1 protein-coding gene and 1 pseudogene are annotated in these 940 nt (G+C 59.8%); one reads left to right on the top strand and one right to left on the bottom strand.

Annotation, left to right across the window (positions count from 1 at the left end; all coding sequences use genetic code 11):
* A pseudogene (locus A3730_RS05395) lies at positions 1–181 on the top strand (NAD+ synthase); the annotation flags it as partial.
* Between the two features lie 134 nt (positions 182–315).
* On the opposite strand, the gene A3730_RS05390 reads toward A3730_RS05395, so the two are convergent.
* On the bottom strand, positions 316–940 hold a 625-nt coding region (locus A3730_RS05390; protein WP_063537656.1), incomplete at its 5' end, for an outer membrane protein assembly factor BamD.

Genomic DNA, 940 nt, shown 5'->3' with positions numbered 1-940 from the left:
GAGCGCGGAAGCGGTGATCCGTGACGGTTTTGACCGCGAGACGGTCTACCGGGTGGTGAAACTTACCGATCGTAATGAGTACAAACGCCGCCAGGCCGCTGTTGGCCCCCGCGTCAGCCGCCGCGCCTTCGGCAAGGACCGGCGGTATCCGATTACCAACGGTTGGCGGCCGGGAGACTAAAAGCAGCTACGAGCTCCTGGCTGCGAGCTGCAAGGAAGATCAAAATCAAAAAAGGGTGGCCCGAATCATGGTCGGTGCCACCCTTTTTTAGCTAGAAGCTAGAAGCTAGAAGCTAGAAGCTAGAAGCTAGAAGCTCACAGAAGGTCAAACGTCAGCAGGCTCAACAGCCCTTCATCCTCATCCGGCCACCAGGCCAGGTCCACCTGTTTGTCGTCATCCAGGAAGCTGCTTTCCGGCCAGTTCAGGGCCAGTACGGCGCGGCTTTTTTCTGCCTGTTCAGGAAGCTCCAGCCGTTGATAACCCTTGACCATAATGGCCAGGCCTTCTTCCACAGCGGGGGTCTGCTGGTAGTGTTTGACCACATACTGCGCCCGGTTCACGGAAGCAACAATGGCGCCACGGCGAGCGTAGTAACGGGCCACGTGCAGCTCCTGACGGGCCAGCTGGTTGCGGATGTGGACCATGCGAGCGCGGGCGTCGGGGGCGTACTCGCTGTCCGGGAAGCGGGCAACCAGCCGCTCGAAGTCGCGGAAGGAGTCTTTCGCGGCGTCCATATCCTTGCTGGAGCGGTCGGACGTGACCATGTTGTCAAACAGGCCTTTCTCCATGTTGAAGTTAGCCAGCCCGCGCATGTAGAGGGCATAGTCCATGCGTGGATGCGCGGGATAGTTGCGCATGAAGCGTTGCGCCGCTACCACGGTGGCCGGGTAATCCACGGACTTGTACTGGGCGTAGATCAGGTCCAGCGCAGACTGTTCG

This window comes from Alcanivorax sp. HI0044 (genome assembly GCF_001634945.1).
Note: the sequence above shows the minus strand (reverse complement) of the source record. Positions and strands in the feature narration are given on the sequence as shown.